Origin of the sequence: Aeromonas sp. FDAARGOS 1417, assembly GCF_019046985.1 — a bacterium.
Taxonomy (GTDB): Bacteria; Pseudomonadota; Gammaproteobacteria; order Enterobacterales; family Aeromonadaceae; genus Aeromonas; species Aeromonas veronii.
The window spans coordinates 2,743,620-2,767,500 of sequence record NZ_CP077221.1; the positions used below are offsets into that span (position 1 = coordinate 2,743,620).

A 23,881-nucleotide genomic window follows, 5' to 3' on the forward strand; every position below is an offset into this window, starting at 1 on the left:
TCTGAAGATAAGTCAGCTTGTTTGTTCGTCATTTTAATTTCCTATGTTGCGCTCTTATTGTTGGGCTCAGAAGAGGCCACTTGAGTATGTGAAAGCAGCCTGAGCCTTCTAACAACTAAGGCATTTCAAAAATACCTTCATTATCAATGACTTAGAATCTACCTTTCATGATTTACATACCCATAAATGCTTGAAACCATAACCGAGAAAGTTAACCCACCCCCAACTCATTTTTGAGTTGAAAATTTTGCCACAAACCAGCCATTTTAAATCAATAACTTAGAGACCATTTCTGTGCTCGCTGTGCTCAGCGTGCTCGGTGTGCTCACGGGGTATGGGGTAAATCTATGCAGGCTCCCACCTCATTTTTACAGTCCTCACTCCCCCAACCTCTCAGCCAATCCGGAATAACGCTCGGTCTTTTTCCGTACCGCCTGTGCCAGCAGGGCGCGATCGCCGTAGAGATCGAGTTTCGCCTTGGCGCGGGTGATGCCGGTATAGACCAGCTCGCGGGTCAGCAGCGGGCTGGGGCTGTCGGGCAGCACCAGCACGGTATGGGCAAACTCCGAACCCTGGGATTTGTGGATAGTCATGGCGTAGACCGTCTCGTGGGGCGGCAAGCGGCTTGGCAGCAGGGCGCGCAGAGTGCCATCCGGCTGCTCAAACCAGACCTTAAGCCGCCCAGTTTCATCGGGCAGGCAGAGCCCCATATCACCGTTGTAGAGGCCGACGCCGTGATCGTTGCGCACCACCATCACCGGACGACCGGCATACCAGTCGCCATCGCGGGCAATCAGGCCTGCCCGTGACAGGGCCAGTTCCAGCCGCTCGTTAAGCCCCAGCACCCCGAACGGGCCATCACGCAAAGCGCAGAGGATCTGGAAGCTGTTGAATGCCTTGAATACGGCGGCGGGCGCCTCCCCCGCGCGGGCCGCCTTCAGATAGCTGCCGTAACCGGCCACCCCCTGGGCAATCAGGGCGTCATAGGCCTCCCCGGCCCAGGGGTGCAGGCTGATATCCCTAAAGCCCATGCCCCAGACCGATTCCACCGCCGTGGCATCGCCGCTGTTGCAGGCGCGTGCCAGCTGGCCGATGCCCGAATGCTGATCAAAGCGCCAGCTCTTGGCCAGCAAACAGAGGCTGTCACGCACCGGTGCTCCTGCTGGCGTGCCCTGCAAGCGGTAGCCGGTCTGGCGGGAGAGCCAATCCGCCTGCGCCGGGCTGATGCCCTGTTCGATAAAGCTGCAGATATCGCCGAGCACGGCCCCCGCCTCCACCGAGGCGAGCTGATCCTTGTCGCCGAGCAGGATCAGGCGGGCGTGGCTCGGCAGCGCATCGAGCAGGCGCGCCATCATCGGCAGGTCAACCATGGAGGCCTCATCCACCACCAGCAAGTCGAGGTGCAGCGGGTTGCCCGCATGGTGACGGAACTGGCTGCGCCCCGGAATGACCCCGAGCAGCCGGTGCAGGGTGCCCGCTTCGGTGGGGATCGCTTCGACCCACTCGGGGGGCAGATCGAGGGCCTGCAGGGCAGAGCCGATACTCTCGGTGAGGCGCGCCGCCGCCTTGCCGGTGGGGGCCACCAGCCGGATCGCTGGCGCCTTGCCTGCTTGCAGGCCGGTCTCCACCAGAATGGCGAGCAGTTTGGCGACCGTGGTGGTCTTGCCGGTGCCGGGGCCGCCGGAGATCACCGCAAAGGGGCGCGCCGCCGCGGTGGCCGCCGCCAGCTTCTGGCCGTTGCAGCAGAGCATCTCGGGCACCAGCGCATCCAGTTTGCTCAAGTCGCTCGCCGCCTGGGCGCTGGCCAACAGCCCTTCGATGGCGGGCCAATCCACTTCATTGGGGAACACCAGATCCAGATACTTTTCGATAAAGTGGCGGGCCGAGAAGTCGGGGGCGAGGCGGGCTTTGAGCAGCGCCGCGAACACCAGCCCATAGTCGCGGGCAAACAGCCGCGACAGGGCGGGGGCTATCTCCGGCCATTCGGCTCGCTCGCTCAGGGCGCGCAGATGGCGGGCTACTCCCTGCTCATGATCGTGGTAGCGAGTGAGGTAGAGCCGCCCGTGCCACAGCCGCAACGGCCAGCGCGGGGCAAGCCCCTCATTCTGTTCGGTGCCAACCAGGGGGCTGGCCGCAAACAGGGCGGGCCAGCGGGCAGGATCCGCCAGATCCCCCAGCAGATCCCGGCTCTGCTGGGGATCCAGCCCGAACGGCCGCAGTGATCCGGCAGTCAACATTTCAAGCGGCAAACAGACATGGCCACGCCCCAGCTCGAAGCAGGTGAGCGCCGCCCCCAGCACCAACTCGGGGCTGCCGCCAAGGTCGGCCACCAGCTTGGCAAATTGCAGATCCAGCTGGCGGATGCGGCCAGCCAGCGCCAGTGTTTTCAACCGTTCAACCATCATTGCGCTGGTTGCGGTGCTGATCATGGTGCCGCTCATGCTTCTACCTCGTTCAATGCTTGGGATCCCGCTGTTGACGGCTCACTGCCTTCGCTAAACAACTTATCCAGCCCCAGCACCAGTTCACGGCTCGGGCGGGTATGGAAAATGCCCCCCTTCGGCATGCCACGCAGGAACAGATAGAAAACGCCGCCAAAATGCTGCTCGAAGTCGTAGCCCGGCAGGCGCAGGGTAAGCAGCCGGTGCAGCGCCAGCGAGTAGAGCTGGTATTGCAGGTCGTAGCGGTGCTCGGCCATCGCCCGCTCCAGCGCCGGACGACTGTAATCGGCGGGGCTCATGCCGAGGTGGTTCGATTTGTAGTCGAGCAGATACCAGCGCCCCTGCCACTCGAACACCAGATCGATAAAGCCCTTGAGCATCCCCTGCACGGTGGCAAAGCTGAGCGGCTTGTTGCCCCGCGACAGCGGATCGTGCTGCTGGCAGAGCGCGGTCAGCGCCGGTGCCGTCACCCGCCCCATTGGCAGGAAGAACTCCAGCTCCACCTGTTTGCGCTCGGGGGCCAGATCCCGCAGCCGCACCGGATCACCAAAGCCGGTATCGAGCGGAGTATCGAGCACCGCCTCCACCTGCTGTTGCAACACGGGGGCCCAGCTCTCGTCGAAGCCATCTTGCGCCAGCAGGGTGGCGATATGCTCTGCCAGCGGCTCGCCCGCGGCGCTTTGAAAGTCGATGGTCTCGAACAGACTGTGCAGCAAGGTGCCGGGGCGCGCCCCTTTCGGGAAGGTGAAGATGGAGGGCTGGGGCGCCTCGTCCGGTTGCTCGGCAGCCAATGCAGCCGCCTCGGTGACGACCTCGTCATCGAAGCCGGGATTGGCGAGTACGCCCTTGCTGTGGCCGTGACCCTGCGCCGCCAGCCCGGAGTAGGAGCTGATCCACCAGTCCCGCTCAAGGGAACCGCTAAAGTGGCGCACCTGCGGCTCGCCCAACTGCTCCTCCTCTGGCGGCAGCGGGGCCGGACGGGTAAGCGAGGGCTCACCGACGGCCACCCCGGGCAGCGCCTGCGCCAGCTCGGTCAGAGCGGTCGCCAGCGTCTGCGCATCCCCTTCTTCTCCCTTTTGCAGCAGGTAGCCGATGGCGGTGTGGTGCAGATCGGTCTTCTCCGACTTGCCTGCACCCGCCCGCACCGGCGCCAGCCCCAGCCAGGTGGCGTAGACGCCCCGGGTCAGGGCCACATAGAGCAGCCGCAAATCTTCGGCAAGGCGCTCCCTGTCCGCTTCCGCCAAGGATCCCTCGGCGCCGGTGAGATCGAGAATGGTGCGATTGCCCGCCTCGTCCGCCTCGTGATAGAGCGGGGTCTCGGCGGTTCTGTGGCTGCAGATAAAGGGCAGGAACACCAATGGGTACTCCAGCCCCTTGGATTTGTGGATGGTGACGATCTGCACCAGCTTGCGCTCGGATTCGAGGCGCAGTACCTGCTCAGCATCCTGCCCGTTGGGGCGACTCACCGCCTCCCCCAGCCAGCGCAGCAGGGCGTACTCCCCGTCCAGCTCGCTGCTCACCTGTTGCAGCAGCTCGCCGAGATGGAGGAAGTTGGTCAGCCGCCGCTCGCCATAGGGGCTCGCCAAAAGCGAAGAGGCGAGATTGCGCCGGTGCAGCAGGGCCCGCAACATCGCCAGCACGCCGCGGCGGTGCCAGATCTTGCGGTACTCCATAAACTCCTGCACCGCGCTCTCCCACGCTCGCTCGTCGCTGGCCAGCCCATCGAGCGCCTTGGCATCGAGATCAAACAGCCCGGTCGCCAGCGCCGCCCGCAGGCTGCGCTCTTCGCTCGGGTTCTGGCAGGCGTGCAGGATCAGCAAAATCTCCCGCGCCTCCACCTGTTCCAGCACGCTCTCGCGGTTCGACAGATAGACGGAGGCGATGGCGAGGCGCGCCAGCTCCTGCTGCACCAGCTTGCCCTCGGCGCCGGTGCGCACCAGCACGGCGATATCCCCTGCCTTCACCGCCTTATCGCCGATCAGCGCCTTGCCCTCGCGGGCCAGCGTCAGCAGGCGGTGGATCTCGGCGGCGGTGGCGCGGGCCATCTTGCTCTGGTAATCCCCCCGGTTGAAGGTGGGCTGGCCGGTCAGCTGCCAGCAGTGGAGCACGGGCGCGGTGGCTCCATCGAGCAGCAGCGCCTTGCTCTTGCCCTGCGCCTCCACCGGCAGGAAGGGGATATCCGCCTCGTAGATAAAGGGATCCTTGGCCCGTTCGAACAAGCCGTTGACCGCCCCCACCAGCGCACTGCTGGAGCGCCAGTTGCGCCCGAGGGTGTAGTGGGCGCTCACATTTCGCCGCGCCTGAATGTAGGTAAAGATGTCGGCGCCGCGAAAGCCGTAGATGGCCTGCTTGGGGTCACCGATCATCAATAGCGCCGTGTCTGTGTGACCGCCGTAAAGCCGATGGAAGATGCGGTACTGCTGGGGATCGGTATCCTGAAATTCGTCGATCATCGCCACCCGGTAGGTGGCGCGAATGCGCTCGCAGAGCCGCTCGCCAAGGCTGGAGCCAAGCGCTCCGTCGAGGTCTTTGAGCAAGTCATCGAACGAGAGCTGATGGGCTTGGCGCTTACTGGCCTGCATCCGGCTGCGCACCACCTTGGCCGCCCGTTGCAGGATCAGATCCCGAATACCGGGGCGGCTGGCCAGAAGCTCGTCTATCTGACTGAACAGCGGCAGGGTCGGCACGGCGCCCCCCTTCTTGAGGTTCTCCTCCAGTACCGTCTGGCCAAAGCGCTCCAGCTCCTTGGGGATGGCGTAGCCACTGGCCTCGTCTTGCGCCCAGTCGCTTATCTTGGCAAGCCAGCCTTCGTAGTTCTTGCCGGTGTAGCGGCTTACTTGCCCATCCGTCTGGCGGCGGATCTCGTCCGTCTGCGCCAGCCATTCGCTCTTCACCGCCGCGATGCGACTCATGGCCGCCTGATGGCGGGCGGCGAGGGTCTCGTCCCCCAAGGCTGGGTGGATCTCCAGCTCGCTGTTGTCGAGCCAGCTGCCCATCTCCCGCAGCAGGGCGGCGGGGCTCGGCCAGAGCGCGCGCACCGCGCTGGCGAGAGGTTTATCCACCGGATAGAACTCGGCACGCCAGTAGTCGCTCACCGCCTGCAGCCTGAGCTGGCTGTCGTCGGTGAGAAATTCGGTTTCAAAGAGGGCGCCAGACTCGAAGGCGTTCTGCTTGAGCATCCGCTGGCAGAAGCCGTGGATGGTAAAGACCGCCGCCTCATCCATCTGCCGCTCGGCAGCCAGCAGGCGACGGGCCGCCAATTCGTGATCCTCCACCTCGGCCAGCAGTTGGGCCAGCAGGGTGTCACTGCTATGACCGCGCATAAAGGCGAGGCGCGCCTCGTGAATGCGACCGCGGATCCGCCCGCGCAGCTCGGCGGTGGCCGCTTCGGTAAAGGTCACCACCAGAATTTCGGTCACCGAGAGCGGCCGCTCGTGGGCGCTGGATTGACCCACATCGGCGCCCTCTTCGATGAGCGGACCGTGGCCCAGCAGCAGGCGCAGGTAGAGACCGGCGATGGTATAGGTCTTGCCGGTACCGGCGGAGGCTTCGATCAGTCGTTCACCATGGAGGGGAAAACGCAATGTATTGAGCGGGTTAGCCATTATTTCAGCTCCTCCAGGGTCTTGAGCAACGGGGTCAGGTGTTCGCGGGCAAGCGCCTGCAACTGACCAAGCACCTCGTCATCGAGTTCGGGGAAGCAGCGGGCGACGTAAACGTCTTGCCCCTCCCCATTGCTCATCCAGCCGCCGTTGAAACGGGTGAGGGCCGCCTTGTCGGCCGCCTCCGGCTTGTCGGGATCCTTCTCGATCGCCTTGAGCCAATCCCAGGCGGTGTTGGGGAAAAACGGCAGTGGCCGCTTCATCCCCTGCGCCCAGCACGCCACCAGCGCCGCCAGCTTGGGGCGCGCCTCGTCGGCAGAGAGCTTGGGCAGTCGCAGACTCTGTTTGGCATCGAACAGCAGGGTGTCGCCGGGGGCGCAGCTCAATGAGAGGCAGAGGTGCTGGATCCAGCCCAGCAGCAGATCCTTGCCGTTGAAGCTGCCGGGTTTGACCACCAGCAAGCGCCCCTTCTGGGTGTCGATCCACCCTTGCAGCTGGCCCTGAGTGAGAGAGATATCGATCTCCACCGCCTGCTTTTCTGACTCATTGGCAGCAACCCATGGCCGCAGCCGATCCGCCAGCTTGCCCATCTCGGCGTCCAGATCGTCCAGCAGCAGGCTGCCGAACCACCCTTGCGGCAGCAGGCCGGTGAGCTGCAAACGTTCACGACGCTCGGTGCTATCTCCTTCCGCCAGATGGGCATCGAGCAGCAGATCTTTCAGCTGGTAATGTTGCAGGCCATCCAGCTCGAACGGCTCGCTGTCCTCGATGTTGGCTTCGTTCAGCTCAAACCACACCTTGAGGCGGCGGTTGAGGAAATATTTGGTGGGCTGGCGATAGAAGCGCAGCAGCTCCACCAGCTCCAGCCCCTGCTCCTTGCCCCATTCGGGGGGCAGCGGCAACTCGCAGCTCTGGAAGTTGGCCGCGCCGCGCACCGGATTGAGGGCGGGCAGCCAGTCGGCGGCATAGGTAAAGAGGCGCGAACCCGGCTCCGGGTAGAAGTAGTTGCGGCTGTAGGGGGTGAGCGGATGCGCCACCATCAGGTGGTTGAGCAACCGCTTGCCGGAGGTTTCATCGTCGAGATCCTCATCCCCCGCCAGTACGAAGCCCTGCCGCACATAGTCGATGAGTTCGGCCAGCAGCACCGACGGCACCTTGTCGCTGTTGTCCTGCGCGCTGAAGCCCTGATAGCTGATATAGAGCCCCTGCTGGGCACTCAGCAGTGCCTCGAGGAAGAGATAGCGGTCATCATCACGGCGGGAGCGATCCCCCCGCCGCGATGCCACCGCCATCAGATCGAACCCCATGGGAGGCAGGGTGCGCGGGTAGACGCCGTCGTTCATGCCGAGCAGGCAGACCTGCTTGAAGGGGATGGAGCGCATCGGCATCAGGGTGCAGAAGTTGACCTGACCGGCGAGGAAGCGCTGGCTGGAGCGGGACTCCCCCAGCACGCTGCCGAGGTAATCCTGCAACAGATCGGCGGTGATGGGCTGCTCGAAGCGGGCTTCGCCAAGCCGGGTCTGCCACTCGGCCAGCTGGCTGCGAATAAGCTGGAGCTGACGCTCTTCATCCTCGTCGGCCAGATAGAAACGCTCCAGCAGCGCCAGCAGGCAGGCGTTCCACTCGGTCAGCGGCTGGGCCTGTTGCAGGCGGGGCAAAAACTCGGCCAGCGAATCGACAAACCAGGCGAGCTTGCCGAGTGCCAGCCCCTGCTGACCCTCGATATCGGCGTAGGGCAGGATGCCCGCCACCGGCTCGCCATCCCCCATGGCGAAGCCGAGCAGCATGCGACGCAGGCCGAACAGCCAGCTGTTGCCGGACATGGGCGGCAGCTCGAAACGGACGGGGTAGCCGTCATCCAGCCCCCAGCGGATGCCGGTCTCCTGCACCCAGACCCGCAGCTGGTTGAACTCGTCGTCATCCAGCTCGAAGCGACGCAGCACGGCGGGCACCTCGAGAATGGCGAGCAGCTCCCCGGCCCCGAAACGGGCGTTGGGCAGTCTGAGCAGGGCGAGGAAGCTTTGCAGCAGCGGGCTCTCCTGACTCGCCGCCCGATCCGAAACCGCAAAGGGGATCTGGCCGCGCGCCCCAAATACCGCCTGAATATAAGGGCCGTAGCTGTTCACATCCGGCATCATCACCACCACATCTTTCGGGGTGAGGGACGGGTCCTGCTCGAACAGCGCCAGCAGCCGGTCGTGCAGCACTTCCAGCTCGCGCATCGGGCCGTGACAGGCGTGGATCTGCAAGGATCCATCCGCCGGATCGATGGGGCTCTTGTGGTGGCTGCTGTCGAGATCGAACTGACCGGCGCCTCGCTCGGCCAGCTCCAGCACATCCTTCTGGATGGCGCGCAGCAGGCTGACATTGCCCTTGCCATCCACTTCGTCGATATCGACGAAGGCCTCGATTTGCGGCACCTCCAGCTCCATCAGCTGATGCAGGTAGTCGCGTCCCAGCTTGCCCATGGAGGCGAGCAGCGGATTGGCGGGGCCCTGCAAGGTCTCGATATCGGTGCCGGGTTTGAGCTTGTTTTCGAGGCGCGCCAGCGTCTTGCGATCCAGCAGGTCACCCCAGTAGTAGCGGCAGGGGTTGGTGACGAACAGGTGCACCTCCACCTCAGGCCGACTGCCGAGGGCCAGCAGCGCCTCCACATAGCGCGGCGGTAGTGCCGAGATGCCGAACACGAAGACCCGCTGCGGCAGCTTGCCCGGCAGATCGGCGGTGCGTGCCAGCTCGTGGATAAACTCCTCGTAGAGGTTGGCGCGGTGGTAACCGCTCGGAGAGAGCGCCAACGTGCGTGCCACCAGCTCACGCCACAGCTCCGGCTGCCAATCCTGACCGCTCACTCCGGCCAGCTCCTGACTCAATTCTTCCCCCTCTTCCCAACGGGCGATCCAGTCCGGCCGGTAGACCAGATACTGGTCAAAGAGATCCGCTACCTTCTGGCAGAGCTGCCACAACCGCACCTGCTCGGGCTCCTGGGCAGGATCCTCCTCATCTCCCCCGCCCAGATAGGCGGCGAGCGGGGCAAAGGCGGGGCGCTCCAGCAAGGCAGGCAGAATGGTCATCAGCTGCCAGCTCATGGATCCCTTGTTGTAGGGGCTCTGGCGCGGCACATCTGCCAGCACCCGGGTGAACATCTCCCAGATAAAGCTGGCGGGCAACGGAAAGTCGATATTGGCGGCAATGCCGAAGGCTTTGGCCAGCTCCAGCTTGAGCCACTGGGCCATGCCCGGACTCTGCACCAGGATCTGCTCCCGATCGAAGGGGTGAGAGAGAGGGGCCTGCCGGATGCGGCTCACCAGCAGCTCTTTGAGCAGATCCAGCTGATTGGAGTGGTAGAGGGTAAACATGAGCAATTCCCGCCTGTGGATGAGAGGGGGCGAGGGAAAAGGCTAGCCATTTCCGTCACTTCACAAGAGTGAGAATTGTCGGGGATCGAGGGGGAAGATGCAAAAGGCTCTTGTGGCCAGCAGGCGGGCAAACCGCTGAATCATGAGGGGCGCCGCAGATTTGACGCGCCGCCTCACCTATCCGGAAAACGCAGACAGAAAAAAGCCGGTGCAGTTGCACCGGCCAAAAGGCATTGGAAAACTTGACTCTTCAGGGCATTACCAGTTTTTGCCGAGACGGGCATCCACACTGAAAGCCCCTGCTCCGGCCGCCGCCAGCGCCAGGAAACCACCGGCAACGGAGACGTTCTTCATAAACATCAGCATCTGCATCTGTTCGGCAGGCTGATAATGGAAAATAAAGGCAGCCATCAGGGTGAAACCGGCCAGCAGCACGGCGAGGCTGCGGGTAAAGAGACCCAGCACGACGGCAAGGCCACCACCCAGCTCAAGCAGGATCACCAGCGGCAACATAAAGCCCGGCACGCCCATCGCTTCCATATAGCCCTGAGTACCGGCATAGCCGCCGATCTTGCTCCAGCCCGCCATTACGAACATCAGCGCCAGCAGTACACGACCCGCCAGCAGCGCTACATCTTTCATCTTGTCCATTTCATATTCCTCGTTTGTGTCACATCACCGCTGACTGCTTCAGGGTAGGTCAAATAACAGAGCTTGGCTGGCACTGGTCGCAACCAGCTCCCACCGGTATTCATCACGACTGAGTACCCCGTCGCCGGGTCGGGCAGCCAGACCGTTGGCGGTCAACTCCCCTGAAATCATCTGCAGGTAACCGTGTCGGCCAGCCAGTGCCCATTCGAGCGTCTCGCCCGGGGCCAGTTCCAGCCGCCATACGCGGGCCTGTTGGCGGATCCGCAGCGATCCCGCCTCGCCATCCGGTGACGCCACCAGCGTCATGCCCGGTCTGGACTCGATCTTCTTCTGCTGATACCCGGGTGGCGTGCCGAACTCGTTCGGCTCGATCCAGATCTGCAACAGGGAGAGAGGATCCGTCTGCGAGGGGTTGTACTCGCTGTGGCGGATCCCGCTGCCTGCGCTCATCAGCTGGAAATCCCCTGCCGGGATCTGCTCGGCATGGCCGAGGCTGTCCTTGTGCTCTATGGTGCCTTGCAGCACGCAGGTGAGGATCTCCATATTGGCGTGAGGGTGGGTGGCGAATCCGCCACCCGGCGCAACCAGATCCTGATTGATCACCCGCAGTACCGAGTGTCCCATCCACTCCGGGTCATAGTAGTGACCGAAGGAGAAACTGTGGCGCGCGTCCAGCCAGCCAAAGTTGGCCTTGCCCCGCGCTTCTGCGGCTCTCAATTGCATCATGGTCTGCTCCTCACCTACCGGGACGGTTGATTAACGCTGTTTTCCGCTACCGATACCGAACGGAATACGGTATTCACTGCTCTGGTCAGCCAGGCTGACAGTCAGGTTGCCCTGGGTACGGCTCGGGATCCGCACCTGCTGGGTGCCTGTCAGATTGGCGTGGACTGATGCCAGCAGATCGCCAGACTCGTCACGCACTTCCAGCATCGGATTGGCTTTGCCATCCAGTGCGGCAGTGGCGTTCCAGTTCACAAACAGCACGCCGGGCATGGCGTTGAAGTCAGCCGGTACGGAAGCTTGGGCGAAACCAGTGGTCATCAGGCCTGCAACGGCCAGCATCTTGATTACGTTTTTCATGTTCATTCACTCTCTTGTTTTATATGTCATTGCCAAGGCCTTTTCGGCCAGAATCAATGCATCCATGCAAGAGGTTATTCAAATAGTGTGTTGTTCTTTCACCGACATCAGACAGACCGATTTGGTGTGTCACAGTGCGGAACTACCCGCATATTTGGCCGCTCGACGTTCCTGCCTAAGCGTTGATTGAATATTAAAGTGACATGACCTAACTTGTTAGCGAGATAAACTGGCAAACATATTCAAAAAAATTGAAGGTAAGGAATGGCCAAGGAATCGAACAAGGAGCGGGCGCTGACCCTGGAAGCAATCCGGGTGCTGGACGCCATCGACCGCCGCGGCAGCTTTGCGGCGGCGGCCGACGAGCTGGGCAAGGTGCCCTCGGCATTGAGCTATACGGTGCAGAAGCTGGAAGACGAACTGGATGCCATGCTGTTTGACCGCAGCGGCCACCGCACCAAGTTCACCCCGGCGGGGCGCATGCTGCTGGAGCGCGGCCGGGTGCTGCTGGAGGCAGCCGAGCATCTGGTAGGCGAGACCCGGGCGCTGGCCCGTGGCTGGGAGACCGACATCACAATCGCCGTCGATGCGCTGGTCCCGGTGCAGGCCCTCTACCCCTTGGTGGAGAAGCTGGCCGAGCAGACCGATACCCGACTGCGGCTGCGGGCCGAGGTGCTGGCGGGTAGCTGGGAGTGTCTGGAAGATGGGCGTGCCGACCTGCTGATCTCCTCCATCAACCCGGACATCATGATGACCGGCATCAAGCATCAGGTGATCAAGGACGAGGTGATGCTCTACGTCGCCCATCCAGATCACCCGCTGCATCAGGAGCCGGAGCCTCTGGCTGACGAAACCCTGCGCCGCTACCGCGCCATCGCGGTGGCCGACACAGCCCTGCGCAAGCCGGTGCTCACCTATCGCCTGCTGGACAAGCAGCCACGCCTCACTGTCAGCACCATGACGGAGAAACGGGATGCCCTGCTGGCAGGGATCGGGGTCGGCACCATGCCACAGAGCTGGATTGAGGAGGACATCCGGGCCGGTCGGCTCAAGGTGATCAGCCCCGAATATCGCCATCAGCTGCAGGTGGTGCTGGCCTGGCGGCGAGACACCATGGGCAAGGCCAAGAGCTGGCTGGTGCGGGAGATACCAAAACTATTTGCAACTGGTGAGAAATGAGATCCAGTTAACAGAAATGTTAATTGCATGCCTCACTTGACGCCCAATATCTTTGCTGATTTCATAGCCGCCTCATTGAACCCATGGAAGCTGTAGAAAATGAAAAAGAGTTTGCTGGTTGCCCTCACCACCCTGCCCCTGTTTGCCAATGCCGGCCTGATGGATTCGCTGACCGACAGCGTCACCAGCAGCGTCAAGGATGCAGCTAATACCGCCGTATCCGGTGCAGTGGACAGCGCATCCAACGAAGCCATCAAGAAGGCACTGGATATCAAGGAAGGCGGCTCCAACAAGCAGGCAATTAAAGAGAAGCTGGGCGCTCCTGCCACCACCAAGACCGAATCCGGTCTGGAAGTGTGGACCTATGATCTGGATGCCCTGAACAAGGCCTCTCCGCTGCTGGCAGAAACCACCAAAACCCTGCTGAAAGATACCGACGCAGCCAAGAAGAACGTCGTTATCAAGTTCGAAGGTGATACCGTCAAGAAAGTAGACCTGACCGACAAGGCTCAGGGCTAAGTTTGCTCGTCCGGTGGAGTGGCTGCACGCCCGCATCGGCACAGATAGCAAGAGGGGGAGCATCAGGCTCCCCCTCTTTCATTATCGGTTTGTTACACCTTGAAGCGATGTACCAACGCCACCAGCTGGCGATTGGACTCCAGCAGGGTGGCCGAACTCTGTTCGGTATTCTGACCGTTATCCACCAGCAGATTGACCATGTCGCGGATGGTGACCATGTTGCGGTTGATCTCTTCGGTCACCCGGCTCTGCTCCTCTGCCGCAGTCGCAATCTGGGTACCCAGATCGTTTATTTGCACCACGGCATCCGCCATCTTGTCGAGCCCGCCTGTCACCTGCTCGGTATTCTCGGCCGCCGCCTGGCAGCTCTGCTTGGTGTGCTCCATGGCCACCACGGCCTCCGCCACCCCCTGCGTCAACCGGGAGAGAATGCTCCCCACCTCGGCAGTGCTATTCTGGGTTCTAGCCGCCAGTGCGCGCACCTCATCAGCAACCACGGCAAAACCACGGCCCTGCTCACCGGCCCGCGCCGCCTCGATGGCCGCGTTGAGTGCCAACAGGTTGGTCTGGGCAGCAATATCGCCGATCACGCTGAGTACACTGCTGATCTGGCGAGCATCTTCCTGCATCCCCAATACCTTGGTCGCAGCAAGATCCACTTCATCGATCAGCGCCGCCACACTGGCAGAGGCCTGACCCACAACCTGACGGGACTGAATCGCCTGACCATTGGCAGACTCGGTAAAGCTGGCGGAATCGCTCGCGTGGTGCGCCACACTGTCGGCAGTGGAGCTGAGCTCGGTCAGGGCTGTCACTATCTGATCGGTCTCGGCGGCATGCTCACCGAGAATGCGTCTGGCCTGCCCCGTCTGCTGATCCAGCTGGGCCAATTCACGGGTAATCAGCTCTGTGGTCTCGGTCACCTGCACCATCATCTGCTGCAGATAGGCGATAAAGCGGTTCACCGATTGGGCGATATGGTCCAGCTCATCGCGCCCCTTGACCCGGATCCGGGCAGTCAGATCAGCATCTCCGGCCGAGAGCGCATCGATGTTCTGCTTGAGGGTGTCGAGTCGACTGCCCAGCTGCTTGATGGCCATCAACATCAGCGCAAACAGCAGCACCACTAGCGGTAGCTGGATCGCTGCCAGCGTCTTGAGTACCTCCTGACTGTCGTGGGTCAGGGTGCTGGTCGGCAGCGCCGCCGCCAACAGCCAGGGGGTTCCTTCGATGGGTTGCATCAGCAATGTCTGCTCTTCACCCAAATCCTGAAAGGTAGTGCGCTGCAACGCGGCGCCATTACCTTGCCCCAGCAGGCTGGCGATGGCGCTGGCAAAGGGATAGTCCCCGTGAGATGAGAGGTTGCCCAGCACCACATCCCCGCTCAAACGACCATTCTTGCTGAGGATCTTGCCGTCGGCCTCAACGATCATCACCTGACCACCGATCTCATGCTCTTTTTTGGCGACCAGATCATTGAAGAAACCCAGCGTCACATCGATGGTGGACACCCCGTAAAGGGAACCGTCACGATAGATCCCCATGGCGCAGTTGGTTCGCGGCTGTTGACTGGCACCATCCTTGTAAGCCGCCGCCCAGACACACATGCCTTTCTCCGCCTGCTGCCCGGCTCTGTGCCAGGGCTGCTCGAAATAGTTGGGCGCCTCGGCCGAGTTCCAGTAGGTGTTGGGGATCAGCTTGTTCGCACCATCCCGATGGAAAAAGGTACTGAACTTGATGCGACCGGCTTCCCGCTGATCCGGCATCGGCCAGATGCCGCCACCAAACACCATGGCATTGCCATATTGATTGATCAGAGCAGGGAGAACAGCATCGATTTGCTCACTCGGCAGTTGGGCCACCAGCTGGGTGATACTGCGTGACTGGCTCTGCACCCCGTTGAGCTGATCGCGAATGTCGGTCGCAATCTCGCTGACCCGCAGCACCAGATTCTGCTCACCCGCCCGTTGCAGCTCGGGTTTGACCCATAACTGGATACCGATTACGGTCAGCACACAGACCGCCACCATGAATCCCAGAAAAACGGCGGTATATCGCCCCTTGATTGTCCCCAGATCCCAACCCATACCCTCTCCTGTTTTCGGCCACTGCTAACTGCAGCTTGTTATATGAGTGGGCATTATCTTGCAATTCGCTCACGGCGCGTTTGCCATCGCTCACATAAGCGACAGCAAGATAAGGATTCGAGCGAAAATGGATCGATACGATCACAAAAGGGTGGCCTCGGCCACCCTTGGGTTGATAACAGCTGGCGCTGTTACTGGTTCGCTTCGGCGAACTGCTTCATCGCTTCGGCGTGCTTGGTCATGCCGGCGGCACGCTCGTTGAGCTTCTTGATGAACTCCGCCTTCTTGGCAGGATCCTCGATACGATCATAACGTTGCTGCAAGTTGGCCTGGATCTGCTCCGGGGTCATGTTCTGCATGCGGGCCATCTTGTCGTGGCGACCACCGTGGTGTTTGCCACCCATCATGCCGCCGCCATCCATCGGGCAATCCACCATGGCACCGGGCTGGCCAGTGGGGGCCGCTTCACTGGCAGCATAGGCACCCAGCGGCAGGCCAAGGATCAGGGTGGCGGTCAGCAGGGTTTTGGTCAGCTTTTTCATGGTCTATCTCCTGTAGGGATGATTCTGGTTCGGCGCTCTTGCCTTGCCCTCAAGTAAACACCCTATCGGTGTCTGAACTTTGCCAGCATCAACCTTTTTTGTAGCAGAGTGTGGCATCGTGCGGATCTGGCACACTTTGACACAAACCGCCGGGCGGATTTTCGTATACTCGTGCCAACGCCAAGCAGGGGAGGTATTCATGAATCAGGGCAGCACCCACATTCTGGTGGTCGACGACCACAGCGAGATCCGCGATCTCTTGAAGCGCTTTCTGGAGCAGCACGGCCTTCGGGTCAGTTGCGCCCGGGATGGCAAGGAGATGAAGCGACTGCTGGAGGAGCGGGAGTTCGACCTGCTGGTGCTGGATCTGATGATGCCGGGTGAAGATGGTCTGACCCTCTGCCGCGAGCTGCGGGTCAAATCGAACCTGCCCATCATTATGCTCACGGCCATGGGGGAAGAGACCGACCGCATCATAGGGCTGGAGATGGGGGCCGACGACTATCTGGCCAAGCCTTTCAATCCGCGCGAGCTGCTGGCGCGCATCAAGGCGGTGATGCGCCGCACCCAGGCCGAGACCCAGCCCGCCGCCGAGACCCTGACCCGGGACCTGCGCTTCGATCGCTGGCTGCTAGACGTCAATCGTCGGGAGCTGGTCGACGAAGATGGGGTCGGTCTGAGCCTCTCCACTGCCGAATTCGATCTGCTCAAGGTGTTTCTCGAACGCCCGCAACGGGTGCTGAGCCGGGATCAACTGCTGGATCTGGCCCGTGGCCGCGAGGCGGTGGCCTTTGATCGCGCCATCGATACCCTGGTGAGCCGCCTGCGCCGCAAGCTGGAGCGGGATCCCAAGAATCCGGAGCTGATCAAGACCATCTGGGGTGGCGGCTATATGTTCTCCGCCGACGTGACACAGGTTTAAACAGTGGGCACTTTGCGACGACTGTGGGCACGGATGTGGCCCAAGGGGCTGACCGGCCAGATCATTCTGGTGGCGCTGGCGGGGTTGATCCTGATCCAGCTGCTCAGTATCCAGATCTACCGCACGGATCGGGAGGAGGCGCTCGGCTTCGTCAACAGCCGCAACGCCATGCAGCGGATCATCTCTGTGGTCAGACTGCTCTCCCTCTCTCCTCCGTCCCTCTATGACGAGATCCTCAAAGCGAGCCGCAGTGAGACCCTGCTGCTGCGCCTCTCCGACGAGCCGCTGCAACCGGATAACCGCAGCCCCCGCTTCGAGCAGCTGGTGCGCTCGCGCCTCAACTACCCCCCCGGCCTCACTGTCGAGATCAGCGCCGAGCTGAAAGAGGATAACCAGCGCAGCAAAGCGTGGGAACATCATGCCCGCATGATGCGAGATCGCAAGGGGCCGCCCCCGCCGCGGGATATGCGGCTCTACGGCTCCATCGAACTGCCGCAGGGGGGCTGGCTGCAGTTCAGTTCGCTGGTCGACAAGGAGGCGGGCAGCTGGTCGTGGCAGACCACCCTCAACCTGATGCTGGTCGCCAGTCTGGTGATCGGACTGATGGTGCTGCTGTTTCGCCGTGCCACCCGCCCGCTCAAGCAGCTGGCAGGCAATGCGGAGCGACTCGGGCGGGGCGAGGATATCGAACCCTTGAAAGAGGAGGGACCGACCGAGATCCGCGAATCGATTCAGGCCTTCAACCGGATGCACACCCGGCTAGACCGCTTCGTGCAGGACAGAACCCGGATGCTGGCGGCCATCTCCCACGATCTGCGTACCCCCATCACCAGCCTGCGGCTGCGCACCGAGTTTCTGGCCGATGGCGAGGACAAGGAGCGGATCCAGCAGACCCTGCAACAGATGGAGCAGATGCTGGCCGCGACCCTCAGCTTTGCCCGCGAGGAGGGGCAGCAGGAGGCCACTCGCGAGCTGGATCTGGTCAGCCTGCTGGTCAGCCTGTGCGATGACTATGCCGATACCGGCCAGCCGGTCACCTGTCTGGCGGAGGGCAAAGAGGTCTACGCCTGCCGGGCCAACACCCTGCGCCGGGTGCTGCAGAACCTGATCGGCAACGCCATCAAATATGCCGGCAGCGCCGAAGTGTCGCTGGAGCGGCGCAAGGAGGAGCTGTTGATCCGGGTCTGCGATAACGGGCCGGGGATCGATCCGGCGCGGCTCGAGGATGTGTTCAAGCCGTTCGTGCGGCTCGATGAAGCGCGCAACACCGAGTCCGGCAGCGTGGGGCTCGGGCTCTCAATTGCCCGCACTCTGGTGCATCAGCACGGCGGCGAGCTGACCCTGCTCAATCGGCCACAGGGGGGACTGGAGGCACGGATCAGCCTGCCGCTGTAAGTAGTTACTCTATCCGCCAGCCTTGTCATGGCGCCATTTGCATCATGCAAACTTCATCATTTGAGCGCTTGTTCTTCGATCAGAAAGACGGTGATAATCGGTGACCACGGGACGGTATACGGCAACGGATTGGAGCAAGGATGGCCTCTTCCAGGACAGGAGTCATAGTCAGTATCGTGTGGGGGCTCCTGCTGCTCGCCCTTGCCCTGCCTGCTTGGGCCAAAGCCCCGGAAGAGCCGCTCATCATTACCAACTCCAAAGCCTGGCAGCCCTTCTCCTATATCAATGAGTCGGGCCAGCCGGATGGCCTGCTGATCGATTTGTGGCGTGAATATGCCCGGGTGACCGGCCAGAAGATCGAGTTCAGGCTGGTCGACTGGCAAGGCTCCCTCGACCTGCTCCATGAGGGGAAAGCGGATGTTCACGCCGGACTGCTCTGGTCACCGGAGCGGGACAAACTGTTCGACTATGGCCGGCCTCTCGCCCAGCTCGACTCCCAGCTCTTCTTCTCGAGCGAATTGCGCGGCACCGATGTCCACTACTACCTGCTCCATGAAACGGTCGGAGTGGTAGCCGGTGGCTACGAGGAGTATTACGCCAGACGCTACTTCCCCGGCACCAGACTGCAGACCTTCAATGACAATGACACCCTGCTGGCGGCGGCCTTCAAGGGGGAATTGAAGGCTTTTATCGCCGATCTGCAGGTCGCAAACTTCTACATCTATACCTCCGATGATCCCACCCGCTTTATTCCGGTTCGCCACCTCTATACCGACCAGATCCGCTTTGCAGTGAGAAAGGGCGACCTTGCCCTGTTAAACCGGCTGGAAGAGGGCTTCGCCAAGCTCAAAGAGAGCGATCGGGAGCGGATCATCCGCAAGTGGATGCATGTCGAAACCGTCTACCCCATCCATCTCGGTCCCTGGCTACTTCTGGCCGGGGCATTGATCATGGTGGCCTACATAGTGCAATTGCGCCGCGCCGTTGCCAGCCGTACCACCGAGTTGAGCCGCGCCAACGCCAGACTGGAGCAACAAGCCAGTACAGATCCCCTGACCGGCCTGCTCAACCGACGGGCATTCATGCCCGCCATGGAGCAACGACTGGCAAGCGGGGCTCCCTGTGCTCTGCTGCTGTTCGATGTGGATCACTTCAAGGAGACCAATGACCGCTTTGGTCATGGCATCGGGGATCTGTTGCTGGAAAAGCTGGCCACGACTGTGACCAACCTGTTGCCCGAAGAGGCTCTGCTGGCCCGCATCGGCGGCGAAGAGTTCTGCATGCTGCTGCCGCTGGCCACACTGGCCGAGACAGAACAATGGGCCGAGCGTATCTGCCTGGAGAGCAACCGGCAAACCCTGCACACCAGCAGCGGCGAGGTGACCCTCTCCATCAGCACTGGGGCAGTCTGGGTAGCCGCAGAAAGAGAGGCTGATGCCGACCAGCTACTACGGCAGGCTGACGCCCTCATGTATCAGGCCAAGAGACTGGGGCGCAATACCTGGCAAGCCGCCCCCTATCAGGCATAGTCCCCTGACGGACACGCAATAAAAACGGCCGCTATCGGAAGATGGCGGCCGCATGACAGGTTCCCTATCAGAAGTTGTAGGTTACGCCCAGGTTGTAGCGACGACCATCCAGCACAGTGCCATAGCTGCTGTAATCCACCGTCTTGTCGAACAGGTTGTAGACCCCGGCAGTCAGATCCAGATGCTTGTTGGCCTTGTAGACCAGGCCCATGTCAAAGAAGGTATAGGAAGGAGTCCCCTCCGCCATCTTGACCCGACTCAGGTACTCGGAGGTCTCGCCACGGAAGTTGACCCGTGACCAGAGGCTGAGATCCTCGGTGGTTTGCCAGTCAACACTGCCGTTGAACATGTGACGGGGCATCTGGTTGAGGGCATGACCCGCCAGTGGACCACTCTTCTGCTCGGACTGGGTAAAGGTGTAGCTGGAGCTGACCGACCAATCCTCATTGATGGCCCAATCCATCATCCCCTCGACACCGCGCATGTTCGCCTTGTCGACGTTGACCCGATCACTGATGAAGTCATAGCTGTGACCATTGAGAGTACAGGCGGGATCGCTCTTGCTGGTGCAACGACGCACTTCGGATATCTTGTTCTTGAAGTCGGTGTTGAACAGGGTAACACCGGCGTTAAAGCCCTGATGACCGTTCCACAGCAGGCCGATCTCTTCACTCACGCTGGTCTCGGGTTTGAGATCAGGATTACCGACCAGCATGCCATCCAGGCTACCACCACCGGTGACCTGACCCCAGTTGGCCGCTGACATCCGCAAGTCAGGAGAGCGGTAACCGGTCGAGACGCCTCCTTTCAAGGTCCAACTGTCATCCAGATGCCAAACTCCGTAGAGGCGAGGGCTCCAGTGAGAACCATAGTTCTGATCCCGATCCATGCGTGCGCCACCGGTCAGGGCAAAGCTGTCAGTGAGTGACCACTCATCTTCGACAAACATCGCCCAGCTCCAGCGGGTCAGCTGCTCGGCAGGGTTGGCCACTTTCAGGGTATTGCCCTGATCGTGCAGATCCTCATAGCGATATTGACCACCGACGCTCAAGTAGTGATCCCCCAGAATAAACTGGGTATGGGTATCGGCGATGGTGTTGGTGAGCTCCATCTTGCGGCCGGGGTTGGTGTTGGTCTCCTGCTGCAGATAGCTGCTGGAGGAGCCGAAATCATACTGACCATCATGGGTCAGCGCATAGTTGGTGCGCTCGTAGCGGTTAAGGCTATCTTTCGCCTTGGCAGCCAGCGAATTGCCGGCCGTGCGATCCCGATCCTGCAGACTGCGACTGGCTTCCAGATCGAAGCGGTTATGGTCATCAGGCTTGAAGCTGAGCACAGCCGTGCCACTGCGAGTCTCCTGCTCGGCAAAACCCTGGATAAATTTGTCTTCACCACGATGTGCGAGCTGACCATTGAAACGCAGCCCCAACACGCCATCGATCAGTGAACCTGCGGTATAGGCATCGGTCTGGAAACTGTTGCCAGCATCCTTGTTCTCCTGGAAGGTAGAATCAGCATGAACCGAGCCCTGCCAAGCCAGACCGGTGGTCTTGCGGGTAATCACGTTAATCACGCCCCCCATGGCATCGGAACCATAACGGGATGACATAGGGCCACGGACGACCTCAATGCGCTCAATCGCCTGCAGTGGCGGCAGCCAGCCCTGCTCGATACCCGGACCATCGCTGTTCGGGCGAGTGCCACGGCTATCCACCTTCTTGCCATCAACCAGCATCAGGGTGTATTTCGACCCCATACCGCGAATGCTGATATCACTGCTGCTACCCCCCCCCGTCACCACGACACCGGGGACATCCTTCAGTGCGTCGGTCACGTCGCGATAGGCTCGCTTCTCCAGCTGTTCGCGGGTAATCACGGAGATGGAGGCGGCAGAATCTTCAATCTTCTGCTGGAAGCCGGAAGCGGTGACGACCATCACCTCTTGTTCGGAAGCATAGGCCTGGGTCGCAAGAAGGGAGCAGATCAGCAAGGCAAGCTTGTTCGGTTTCACTGTTGTCATGTTTTAGCCTGAACATTATTAGTAGGAAGGTGACGTATTCCCTTACTTCACTCATTACAACGCCCTGGCATCCGGCCAGACGCAGCATTAGAAAAGGCTCATTTGAAAAGCACTTTATTAATCAGCCCGCATTGTAACGACCCCGACGGGATCATTCAAACAATAATCATTATCATTTGATTCGTGTGGTATTCTTGCCGCAGAATCGCTAATTCTTGATAAGAGACTGTTTTAATGGAATAAATCCATAAGCAAAAAAGGGGATTACACAAACAAGTGGAAGCGATGACGTACCGTTGCAATATGGCCTGATTTAATCCTCAAGCTCTATCAGCTCGCAGCGGAACGTCATCGTGGTGGGATGCCGGCAGCTCACCAGCAGACTAAAAGCACCATAGCCCAGTCGCCAGACTGGGCTATGTGTTGATTCTGGTATGCAAATCTGTGGGTCTTGTGGACAAAAACGCCCATAGCAAAAAGGCCTTCCCAATCGGGAAGGCCTTTCAAGTTAGTGGCGGAGCGGACGGGACTCGAACCCGCGACCCCCGGCGTGACAGGCCGGTATTCTAACCGACTGAACTACCGCTCCGCATTCGGTTAGCTTGCGCTAAATCTTCTGCTGCTTCTTCTGAGGTGTCATCCTCGCAGCCAGTGACGTGATTCTTCACATCGCTGTTTAATTCGGTGCCTGGCAGTGTCCTACTCTCGCATGGCGAATGCCACACTACCATCGGCGCTACCGCGTTTCACTTCTGAGTTCGGCATGGGATCAGGTGGTTCCACGGCGCTATGGCCGCCAGGCAAATTCTTAATCTAGAAAGCTGACGTGAGTAGTGATGTTGCGCTTGGCTTGTCACTATCACTGAATTTGAGTAGTTCGTTCTATTTGCTACAAGCCTTAGAACACTTCTTGGGTGTTGTATGGTTAAGCCTCACGGGTAATTAGTATGGGTTAGCTCAACACGTCGCCGCGCTTACACACCCCACCTATCAACGTTGTGGTCTCCAACGGCCCTTTAGGACCCTCAAGGGGTCAGGGATGACTCATCTCAGGGCTCGCTTCCCGCTTAGATGCTTTCAGCGGTTATCGATTCCGAACTTAGCTACCGGGCAGTGCCACTGGCGTGACAACCCGAACACCAGAGGTTCGTTCACTCCGGTCCTCTCGTACTAGGAGCAACTCCCTTCAATCATCCAACGCCCACGGCAGATAGGGACCGAACTGTCTCACGACGTTCTGAACCCAGCTCGCGTACCACTTTAAATGGCGAACAGCCATACCCTTGGGACCGACTTCAGCCCCAGGATGTGATGAGCCGACATCGAGGTGCCAAACACCGCCGTCGATATGAACTCTTGGGCGGTATCAGCCTGTTATCCCCGGAGTACCTTTTATCCGTTGAGCGATGGCCCTTCCATTCAGAACCACCGGATCACTATGACCTACTTTCGTACCTGCTCGACCTGTCCGTCTCGCAGTTAAGCTGGCTTATGCCATTGCACTAACCTCCTGATGTCCGACCAGGATTAGCCAACCTTCGTGCTCCTCCGTTACTCTTTGGGAGGAGACCGCCCCAGTCAAACTACCCACCAGGCACTGTCCGCGAGCCCGATTCAGGGCCCTGCGTTAGAACATCAAACATACAAGGGTGGTATTTCAAGGACGGCTCCAGCGCAACTGGCGTCACGCCTTCAAAGCCTCCCACCTATCCTACACATGTAGGTTCAATGTTCAGTGCCAAGCTGTAGTAAAGGTTCACGGGGTCTTTCCGTCTAGCCGCGGGTACACCGCATCTTCACGGCGAATTCGATTTCACTGAGTCTCGGGTGGAGACAGCATGGCCATGGTTACACCATTCGTGCAGGTCGGAACTTACCCGACAAGGAATTTCGCTACCTTAGGACCGTTATAGTTACGGCCGCCGTTTACCGGGGCTTCGATCAAGAGCTTCGCTTGCGCTAACCCCATCAATTAACCTTCCGGCACCGGGCAGGTGTCACACCCTATACGTCCACTTTCGTGTTTGCAGAGTGCTGTGTTTTTGATAAACAGTCCCAGCCATCTGGTCACTGCGACTCCCAACTGCTCCATCCGCAAGGGACTTCACTGTCAAGAGCGAACCTTCTCCCGAAGTTACGGTTCTATTTTGCCTAGTTCCTTCACCCGAGTTCTCTCAAGCGCCTTGGTATTCTCTACCCGACCACCTGTGTCGGTTTGGGGTACGATGACTTGTAATCTGAAGCTTAGAGGCTTTTCCTGGAAGCAGGGCATCAATGGCTTCCACACCGTAGTGTGTTCGTCTCGTGTCTCAGTGTTGTGTCTCCGGATTTGCCTAGAAACACCACCTACGCACTTTCACCAGGACAACCGTCGCCTGGCCCACCTAGCCTTCTCCGTCCCCCCATCGCAATTACAAGTCGTGCAGGAATATTAACCTGCTTCCCATCGACTACGCCTTTCGGCCTCGCCTTAGGGGTCGACTCACCCTGCCCCGATTAACGTTGGACAGGAACCCTTGGTCTTCCGGCGAGGAGGCTTTTCACCCCCTTTATCG

Annotated in this window: 14 protein-coding genes, 1 tRNA gene and 2 rRNA genes (1 of these 17 running past the window's edge); 5 read left to right on the plus strand and 12 right to left on the minus strand. The window is 60.5% G+C overall.

What is annotated here, in order from left to right:
- Positions 1-377: 377 nt before the first annotated feature.
- From recD to I6L47_RS12610, 6 genes are all read right to left on the minus strand, one after another.
- Positions 378-2,441, minus strand: a complete 2,064-nt coding sequence (gene recD / locus I6L47_RS12585) for an exodeoxyribonuclease V subunit alpha (protein ID WP_216947543.1) — start codon at positions 2,439-2,441, stop codon at positions 378-380.
- The gene (recB, locus tag I6L47_RS12590; RefSeq protein WP_216947544.1) at positions 2,438-6,046 is read right to left on the minus strand and encodes an exodeoxyribonuclease V subunit beta; all 3,609 of its coding nucleotides are present in this window, start codon (positions 6,044-6,046) and stop codon (positions 2,438-2,440) included. The genes recD and recB overlap by 4 nt, the downstream gene beginning before the upstream one ends.
- Positions 6,046-9,399 carry an exodeoxyribonuclease V subunit gamma gene (recC, locus tag I6L47_RS12595; RefSeq protein ID WP_216947545.1) on the minus strand — a complete coding sequence of 1,118 codons (3,354 nt, stop codon included), beginning with the start codon at positions 9,397-9,399 and terminating at the stop codon, positions 6,046-6,048. Before recC ends, recB begins: the two co-directional genes overlap by 1 nt.
- A gap of 258 nt (positions 9,400-9,657) precedes the next feature.
- Positions 9,658-10,050: a DoxX family protein gene (locus I6L47_RS12600; protein WP_216947546.1), complete on the minus strand. Its 393-nt coding sequence runs from the start codon at positions 10,048-10,050 to the stop codon at positions 9,658-9,660.
- A 39-nt stretch (positions 10,051-10,089) separates the two neighbouring features.
- Entirely contained in the window at positions 10,090-10,776 is a 687-nt protein-coding gene (locus I6L47_RS12605) for a pirin family protein (RefSeq protein WP_005336514.1), read from the minus strand.
- A gap of 30 nt (positions 10,777-10,806) precedes the next feature.
- Complete coding sequence (locus tag I6L47_RS12610; protein ID WP_041202176.1) at positions 10,807-11,139, minus strand: hypothetical protein; 333 nt, start codon at positions 11,137-11,139, stop codon at positions 10,807-10,809.
- A gap of 258 nt (positions 11,140-11,397) precedes the next feature.
- Here I6L47_RS12610 and I6L47_RS12615 point away from each other — a divergent pair, with 258 nt between their 5' ends.
- Positions 11,398-12,312: a LysR family transcriptional regulator gene (locus tag I6L47_RS12615; RefSeq protein ID WP_013723378.1), complete on the plus strand. Its 915-nt coding sequence runs from the start codon at positions 11,398-11,400 to the stop codon at positions 12,310-12,312.
- A gap of 99 nt (positions 12,313-12,411) precedes the next feature.
- On the plus strand, positions 12,412-12,831 hold the full coding sequence (locus tag I6L47_RS12620; RefSeq protein ID WP_040068712.1) for a hypothetical protein: 420 nt from the start codon (positions 12,412-12,414) through the stop codon (positions 12,829-12,831).
- A 92-nt stretch (positions 12,832-12,923) separates the two neighbouring features.
- Here the strand turns inward: I6L47_RS12620 and I6L47_RS12625 are convergent, their stop codons facing one another.
- Positions 12,924-14,918, minus strand: a complete 1,995-nt coding sequence (locus I6L47_RS12625; protein ID WP_216947547.1) for a methyl-accepting chemotaxis protein — start codon at positions 14,916-14,918, stop codon at positions 12,924-12,926.
- Between the two features lie 191 nt (positions 14,919-15,109).
- Positions 15,110-15,460, minus strand: coding sequence for a hypothetical protein (locus I6L47_RS12630; RefSeq protein WP_005355311.1), 351 nt, complete (start codon positions 15,458-15,460; stop codon positions 15,110-15,112).
- A gap of 199 nt (positions 15,461-15,659) precedes the next feature.
- Between I6L47_RS12630 and I6L47_RS12635 the strand changes: the two genes are divergently transcribed.
- The 3 genes from I6L47_RS12635 to I6L47_RS12645 all read left to right on the plus strand — a co-directional run bounded on the left by I6L47_RS12635 (position 15,660) and on the right by I6L47_RS12645 (position 19,306).
- Entirely contained in the window at positions 15,660-16,382 is a 723-nt protein-coding gene (locus tag I6L47_RS12635) for a response regulator (protein ID WP_088868240.1), read from the plus strand.
- 33 nt (positions 16,383-16,415) lie between these two features.
- Complete coding sequence (locus I6L47_RS12640) at positions 16,416-17,777, plus strand: ATP-binding protein (protein WP_005356852.1); 1,362 nt, start codon at positions 16,416-16,418, stop codon at positions 17,775-17,777.
- Between the two features lie 140 nt (positions 17,778-17,917).
- On the plus strand, positions 17,918-19,306 hold the full coding sequence (locus tag I6L47_RS12645; protein ID WP_216947548.1) for a transporter substrate-binding domain-containing protein: 1,389 nt from the start codon (positions 17,918-17,920) through the stop codon (positions 19,304-19,306).
- Between the two features lie 67 nt (positions 19,307-19,373).
- Here the strand turns inward: I6L47_RS12645 and I6L47_RS12650 are convergent, their stop codons facing one another.
- From I6L47_RS12650 to I6L47_RS12665, 4 genes are all read right to left on the minus strand, one after another.
- Positions 19,374-21,326 (minus strand): ligand-gated channel protein, encoded by a 1,953-nt coding sequence (locus tag I6L47_RS12650; protein WP_216947549.1) that lies wholly within the window; start codon positions 21,324-21,326, stop codon positions 19,374-19,376.
- A 512-nt stretch (positions 21,327-21,838) separates the two neighbouring features.
- A tRNA-Asp gene (locus tag I6L47_RS12655) sits at positions 21,839-21,915 on the minus strand.
- A gap of 97 nt (positions 21,916-22,012) precedes the next feature.
- A 5S ribosomal RNA gene (rrf, locus tag I6L47_RS12660) occupies positions 22,013-22,127 on the minus strand.
- 120 nt (positions 22,128-22,247) lie between these two features.
- Positions 22,248-23,881, minus strand: a 23S ribosomal RNA gene (locus I6L47_RS12665); it runs 1,256 nt beyond the window's last position.

What these genes read in the sequence shown, in the direction of transcription:
- recD (WP_216947543.1), bottom strand. Translation starts at nt 2,441, where the DNA reads ATGAGCGGCACCATGATCAGCACCGCAACCAGCGCAATGATGGTTGAA.
- recB (WP_216947544.1), bottom strand. Translation starts at nt 6,046, where the DNA reads ATGGCTAACCCGCTCAATACATTGCGTTTTCCCCTCCATGGTGAACGA.
- recC (WP_216947545.1), bottom strand. Translation starts at nt 9,399, where the DNA reads ATGTTTACCCTCTACCACTCCAATCAGCTGGATCTGCTCAAAGAGCTG.
- I6L47_RS12600 (WP_216947546.1), bottom strand. Translation starts at nt 10,050, where the DNA reads ATGGACAAGATGAAAGATGTAGCGCTGCTGGCGGGTCGTGTACTGCTG.
- I6L47_RS12605 (WP_005336514.1), bottom strand. Translation starts at nt 10,776, where the DNA reads ATGATGCAATTGAGAGCCGCAGAAGCGCGGGGCAAGGCCAACTTTGGC.
- I6L47_RS12610 (WP_041202176.1), bottom strand. Translation starts at nt 11,139, where the DNA reads ATGAACATGAAAAACGTAATCAAGATGCTGGCCGTTGCAGGCCTGATG.
- I6L47_RS12615 (WP_013723378.1), top strand. Translation starts at nt 11,398, where the DNA reads ATGGCCAAGGAATCGAACAAGGAGCGGGCGCTGACCCTGGAAGCAATC.
- I6L47_RS12620 (WP_040068712.1), top strand. Translation starts at nt 12,412, where the DNA reads ATGAAAAAGAGTTTGCTGGTTGCCCTCACCACCCTGCCCCTGTTTGCC.
- I6L47_RS12625 (WP_216947547.1), bottom strand. Translation starts at nt 14,918, where the DNA reads ATGGGTTGGGATCTGGGGACAATCAAGGGGCGATATACCGCCGTTTTT.
- I6L47_RS12630 (WP_005355311.1), bottom strand. Translation starts at nt 15,460, where the DNA reads ATGAAAAAGCTGACCAAAACCCTGCTGACCGCCACCCTGATCCTTGGC.
- I6L47_RS12635 (WP_088868240.1), top strand. Translation starts at nt 15,660, where the DNA reads ATGAATCAGGGCAGCACCCACATTCTGGTGGTCGACGACCACAGCGAG.
- I6L47_RS12640 (WP_005356852.1), top strand. Translation starts at nt 16,416, where the DNA reads ATGTGGCCCAAGGGGCTGACCGGCCAGATCATTCTGGTGGCGCTGGCG.
- I6L47_RS12645 (WP_216947548.1), top strand. Translation starts at nt 17,918, where the DNA reads ATGGCCTCTTCCAGGACAGGAGTCATAGTCAGTATCGTGTGGGGGCTC.
- I6L47_RS12650 (WP_216947549.1), bottom strand. Translation starts at nt 21,326, where the DNA reads ATGACAACAGTGAAACCGAACAAGCTTGCCTTGCTGATCTGCTCCCTT.